This is a genomic window from Liquorilactobacillus mali KCTC 3596 = DSM 20444 (assembly GCF_000260415.1).
GTDB classification, from domain to species: domain Bacteria; phylum Bacillota; class Bacilli; order Lactobacillales; family Lactobacillaceae; genus Liquorilactobacillus; species Liquorilactobacillus mali.
The window spans coordinates 1-5,314 of the sequence record NZ_BACP01000032.1; the positions used below are offsets into that span (position 1 = coordinate 1).

Sequence of the window (5,314 nt, forward strand, 5' to 3'; positions counted from 1 at the left end):
GTCAAAATTTTGACCCAGCTTTTTTTCGAATAAGAGTATACCAAAAGTCAAAATTCTCCCTCTAACCTCGAGTTACTCGCAACAAAGGACTTACCATGCTCGTAATTTCGTATTAGTATTCAAATTTTACCGACCTATGCCACACTCCTAAATTACCTTTATTTTACAACAATATTAACTAATTTCCCTGGCACCACGATTACTCGTGCTATATTCTTGCCAGTGATTTCATTTTTTATTTTTTCATCATCCAAAGCCATCTTCTGCAAATCTTCTTTTGAGATTTGTTTTGAAACATTTAAATGTTGACGAACCTTCCCGTTTACCTGTAAAACAACTTCAACGGTATCCTCGACTAATTTATCCTCATCAAATGTTGGCCACTTCTCATATGTGATTGAACCAACATGGCCAAGTTTAGTCCATAATTCTTCCGCAACATGTGGTATGATTGGCGAAATCATTTTAACAAACCCTTCGATGTATTCTAATGGGAGTGCCTCAGCTTTATACGCTTCATTCACGAAAACCATTAATTGTGAGATTGCAGTATTAAAATGAAGTGCTGCATAATCTTCTGTAACCTTTTTTACGGTTTGGTTATAAATAAAATCAAGCTTGCCATCATTCAATGTTGTAACTCGGTCTCTTAAATGGTCGTTTTCATCAATAATCAGGCGCCAAATTCTATTAATGAACTTGTTTGCACCATTCAGACCATCGGTGCTCCAGGCAATAGATGCATCTAATGGGCCCATAAACATCTCGTAAAGTCTTAAGGTATCGGCACCGTACTCATCTACAATATCGTCCGGATTTACAACGTTTCCTTTTGATTTTGACATTTTCTCATGATTATCTCCCAATATCATTCCTTGGTTGACTAACTTATGGAACGGTTCCTTTGTTGGGACAACACCGATATCATACAAGAATTTATGCCAAAAACGTGCGTACAACAAATGCAATACAGCATGTTCAGCACCGCCCACATACAAATCGACCGGCATCCATTTCTTCAATTTAGCAGGATCTGCAACTCTACCTTGATTATGCGGATCAACATATCGCAAGAAATACCATGAACTTCCTGCCCATTGTGGCATAGTATTTGTTTCACGGTGACCCTTTCGACCATTCTTATCAACAACATTTACCCAATCATCCAAATTGGCTAAAGGACTTTCTCCTGTCCCGGATGGCTTAATATCGGTAGCCTTAGGCAAACGTAAAGGCAGTTCATCCGCAGGAACAAGTGTTGTCTCACCATCTTCCCAATGAATAACGGGAATTGGTTCTCCCCAATAGCGTTGACGTGAAAATAACCAGTCACGTAAGCGATAGTTTACCTTTTTGTCTCCAACCTTTTTATCTCGCATCCAGTCAATAATCTTATCAATGGCTTGCTTCTTGTCTAAGCCATTCAAAAAGCCTGAATTTATATGGGTTCCATCACCCGTGTATGCTTCTTTCGAAACATCTCCACCTTCAATTACTGGTATAATTGGCAAACCAAATTTTGAAGCAAATTCATAATCACGATCATCATGTGCTGGAACAACCATAACGGCACCTGTTCCGTATGAAGCCAAAACATAATCGGCAATCCAAACTTGAACCCTTTTACCATTTACAGGATTGATTACGTAGGCACCAGTAAAGACCCCTGTTTTATCTTTTGCCAGATCAGTTCTCTCTAAATCGGATTTATGCGCAATTTCTTCAGTATAAGCATCAACAGCATCCTTTTGCTCTGGTGTTGTTATTTCTTTAACTATTTCTAATTCAGGAGCCAAAACCATTGCAGAGGCACCAAAAATAGTATCTGGTCTTGTCGAGAAGACCTCAATTTCCTTATCATCAAATCCAGCAACTTTAAATCTAATGCTAGCCCCAATTGAACGTCCAATCCAATTACGCTGTTGCTCTTTTATATTTTCAGGCCAATCAAGATCGTCTAAGTCTTCAATCAAGCGATCAGCATATGCCGTAATTTTTAAGACCCACTGTCTCATAGGTTTGCGAATTACAGGGAATCCTCCACGTTCAGTCTTACCATCAATTACTTCCTCATTAGCAACTACTGTTCCCAAATCAGGGCTCCAATTAACAGCCACTTCATCCTCATAAGCTAATCCCTTTTCATATAGTTTTTCAAAAATCCATTGTGTCCATTTGTAATACGAAGGATCTGTGGTATTGATTTCTCGTTCCCAATCGTAAGACAACCCCAACGATTTAATCTGTCTTCTAAAATTATTAATGTTTTCTTTTGTGAACTCCCTTGGTGAATGCCCTGTATTTAATGCATATTGTTCCGCAGGCAATCCAAAAGCATCCCAACCCATTGGATGGAGAACATTAAAACCTTGCATTCTCTTCATTCTAGCAATAATATCAGTTGCTGTATAACCCTCAGGATGTCCTACATGCAAGCCTTGTCCGGAAGGATAGGGAAACATATCTAATGCATAATAGTTAGGCTTAGATTCATCCTCTGTCGTTTTAAAGGTTTTATGCTCTTCCCAATAGTGTTGCCACTTTTTTTCAATTTCTTTATGATTATATCCCAATTTGAAAACCATCCTTCTTTATTTTTTGAAACAAAAAGCCCTATACAAACTCAAACAGAGCTCTGTATAGGACGAATGCAATCGCGGTACCACCTATTTTCCGACAATTAAAAATGTCGACACTTAATTTTATAACGGGAAATACCGTCCTTGCCTACTAAAACAAATCACCTATTCAACAAGAAATTCAAAGGTGAGTTCATCATCTATCAAGTATGCGTTAACACCACACACGCACTCTCTTAAACAAGAAAAATGACTACTAATCCTTCTCAACATAATAATATTTAATCAATTCTATCAAACAAAAAATTAAAAATCAAGACAGAGTTATGTTAGCTATTTAATCTAGCTTTTAACTCTTCTACCTTATCTGTCCTTTCCCAAGGTAAATCAATATCAGTACGACCAAAATGACCATATGCTGCCGTCTGTTCGTAGATTGGTCGTCTTAGATTCAACATTTCAATAATACCTGCAGGCCGCAAATCAAAGATTTCTCTAATAGCCTTAACTAGTTCACTATCATCTACTTTTGAAGTTCCATAAGTATTCACAGAAACCGAAACAGGTTGGGCAACGCCTATCGCATATGCAAGTTGTACTTCAACTTGTGAGGCAATTTTAGCCGCTACAATATTTTTTGCAATATATCGTGCTGCATAACTAGCAGAGCGATCAACCTTGGTAGCATCTTTACCTGAAAAGGCACCGCCACCGTGATGAGCATAGCCACCGTAAGTATCAACAATAATCTTGCGCCCAGTCAATCCAGCATCGCCTTGTGGACCACCAATGACGAAACGACCAGTAGGATTAACAAAATATTTTGTTTCATTATCAAGTAGTTTGGCAGGAATAACCGCCTTTATCACTTTATCAATTACATCTGTTCGAATTGTCTCTAAGCTTACATTCTCAGAATGCTGCGTTGAAACAACAACGGTGTCAACTCTAACAGGTGTATTCTCTTCATCATACTCCACTGTTACTTGTGCCTTTGCATCAGGTCCTAAATATTCGAGCGTTCCATTTTTACGAATTTCTGCGATTTTACGCATTAATCGATGGCTTAATGCAATAGGTAGAGGCATCAATTCTGGTGTTTCATCAATAGCATATCCAAACATCATACCTTGATCACCGGCCCCTATTTGGTCTAGTGGATCAACATCACCATTTCGTACCTCTAATGATTCATCAACCCCTTGAGCGATATCAGGTGACTGTTCATCTATTGCTGTCATAACTGCGCAATTATCACCATCAAACCCATACTTTCCACCAGTATATCCAATCTTTTTAATAGTTTCACGAACAACTTTTTGGATATCGATATAAGCATCTGTTGACACCTCTCCAACAACTACTACCAACCCAGTCGTGACTGTTGTTTCACAAGCAACACGTGAATTTGGGTCTTTTTCTAGTAATGCATCTAAAATTGCATCACTTATCTGATCAGCGATCTTATCAGGATGCCCCTCAGAAACTGATTCTGATGTAAATAAATGTCTTTCTGACACATTAATTCCCCCATTACAATATTTTTGGTTACAAGGCAGCTTCACATTAATGAATCCTTTCGGGAATACGCTGTAACATTTATTATTCTATCACAATTATTAATTTAATAAATGCTTTGTTTCAACAGTTACAAAAAAATAAAGAAGCTCCCAAAAAAGAAAGCTTCCAACTACATACGTACCAATATTTACGGTCCTAGACGGATTTGAACCGTCGATCTCCTGCGTGACAGGCAGGCGTGATAAACCCCTACACCATAGGACCAATTGCGGGAGAAGGATTTGAACCTACGACCTTCGGGTTATGAGCCCGACGAGCTACCAGACTGCTCCATCCCGCGATATTAAAATGACCCGTACGGGATTTGAACCCATGATACCGCCGTGAAAGGGCGGTGTCTTAACCACTTGACCAACGGGTCAAAAAAACGGAGAAGGAGGGATTTGAACCCTCGCGCCGCTTTCGCGACCTACACCCTTAGCAGGGGCGCCTCTTCAGCCACTTGAGTACTTCTCCATGAAAAATTAATAAGCGGGTGACGAGAATCGAACTCGCGACAACAGCTTGGAAGGCTGTGGTTTTACCACTAAACTACACCCGCATAAATCTTATGGCGCGGGACAGAATCGAACTGCCGACACATGGAGCTTCAATCCATTGCTCTACCAACTGAGCTACCGAGCCATAAACTATTCACTTAATAATTATGTTTGTACCACGGTCCTAGACGGATTTGAACCGTCGATCTCCTGCGTGACAGGCAGGCGTGATAAACCCCTACACCATAGGACCAATTGCGGGAGAAGGATTTGAACCTACGACCTTCGGGTTATGAGCCCGACGAGCTACCAGACTGCTCCATCCCGCGATATTAAAAAAGGAGGATAAGAGATTCGAACTCTTGCGTGGTTTTACCCACCTGACGGTTTTCAAGACCGTTCCCTTCAGCCAGACTTGGGTAATCCTCCATATAAAATTTAAAAAATCCAATATACAAAAAACTTTTAGCACAATGGACCTTGTAGGACTCGAACCTACGACCGGACGGTTATGAGCCGTCTGCTCTAACCAACTGAGCTAAAGGTCCAAGTTCTATAACATTGCATATCGCGGTGAAGGGGATCGAACCCCTGACCTCCCGGGTATGAACCGGACGCTCTAGCCAGCTGAGCTACGCCGCGATTAAGACAAACAAAACTATCTATCTTATCGGG

General features: G+C 40.2%; 2 protein-coding genes, 11 tRNA genes, 1 riboswitch and 1 other annotated feature. All 13 genes read right to left on the reverse strand.

What is annotated here, in order from left to right; translation table 11 throughout:
- Positions 1-158 precede the first annotated feature (158 nt).
- Positions 159-2,573, reverse strand: coding sequence for a leucine--tRNA ligase (gene leuS, locus GSM_RS05485; RefSeq protein ID WP_003688708.1), 2,415 nt, complete (start codon positions 2,571-2,573; stop codon positions 159-161).
- Between the two features lie 64 nt (positions 2,574-2,637).
- Positions 2,638-2,858 (reverse strand) — a binding site (T-box leader).
- Positions 2,859-2,908: 50 nt separating this feature from the next.
- Positions 2,909-4,099, reverse strand: coding sequence for a methionine adenosyltransferase (gene metK / locus GSM_RS05490; protein WP_003688706.1), 1,191 nt, complete (start codon positions 4,097-4,099; stop codon positions 2,909-2,911).
- A riboswitch (SMK box riboswitch) is annotated at positions 4,097-4,180 on the reverse strand. Its footprint overlaps the gene before it by 3 nt.
- A gap of 110 nt (positions 4,181-4,290) precedes the next feature.
- A tRNA-Asp gene (locus GSM_RS05495) sits at positions 4,291-4,364 on the reverse strand.
- A 2-nt stretch (positions 4,365-4,366) separates the two neighbouring features.
- Positions 4,367-4,440, reverse strand: a tRNA-Met gene (locus GSM_RS05500).
- A gap of 9 nt (positions 4,441-4,449) precedes the next feature.
- Positions 4,450-4,521: transfer RNA gene (locus GSM_RS05505), tRNA-Glu, on the reverse strand.
- Between the two features lie 7 nt (positions 4,522-4,528).
- Positions 4,529-4,616: transfer RNA gene (locus GSM_RS05510), tRNA-Ser, on the reverse strand.
- A 14-nt stretch (positions 4,617-4,630) separates the two neighbouring features.
- Positions 4,631-4,701 (reverse strand) — tRNA-Gly (locus GSM_RS05515).
- 10 nt (positions 4,702-4,711) lie between these two features.
- Positions 4,712-4,784: transfer RNA gene (locus GSM_RS05520), tRNA-Phe, on the reverse strand.
- Between the two features lie 34 nt (positions 4,785-4,818).
- Positions 4,819-4,892 (reverse strand) — tRNA-Asp (locus GSM_RS05525).
- 2 nt (positions 4,893-4,894) lie between these two features.
- A tRNA-Met gene (locus tag GSM_RS05530) sits at positions 4,895-4,968 on the reverse strand.
- 10 nt (positions 4,969-4,978) lie between these two features.
- A tRNA-Ser gene (locus tag GSM_RS05535) sits at positions 4,979-5,068 on the reverse strand.
- A gap of 45 nt (positions 5,069-5,113) precedes the next feature.
- Positions 5,114-5,187: transfer RNA gene (locus GSM_RS05540), tRNA-Ile, on the reverse strand.
- A 20-nt stretch (positions 5,188-5,207) separates the two neighbouring features.
- Positions 5,208-5,281, reverse strand: a tRNA-Met gene (locus tag GSM_RS05545).
- Between the last annotated feature and the right edge of the window lie 33 nt (positions 5,282-5,314).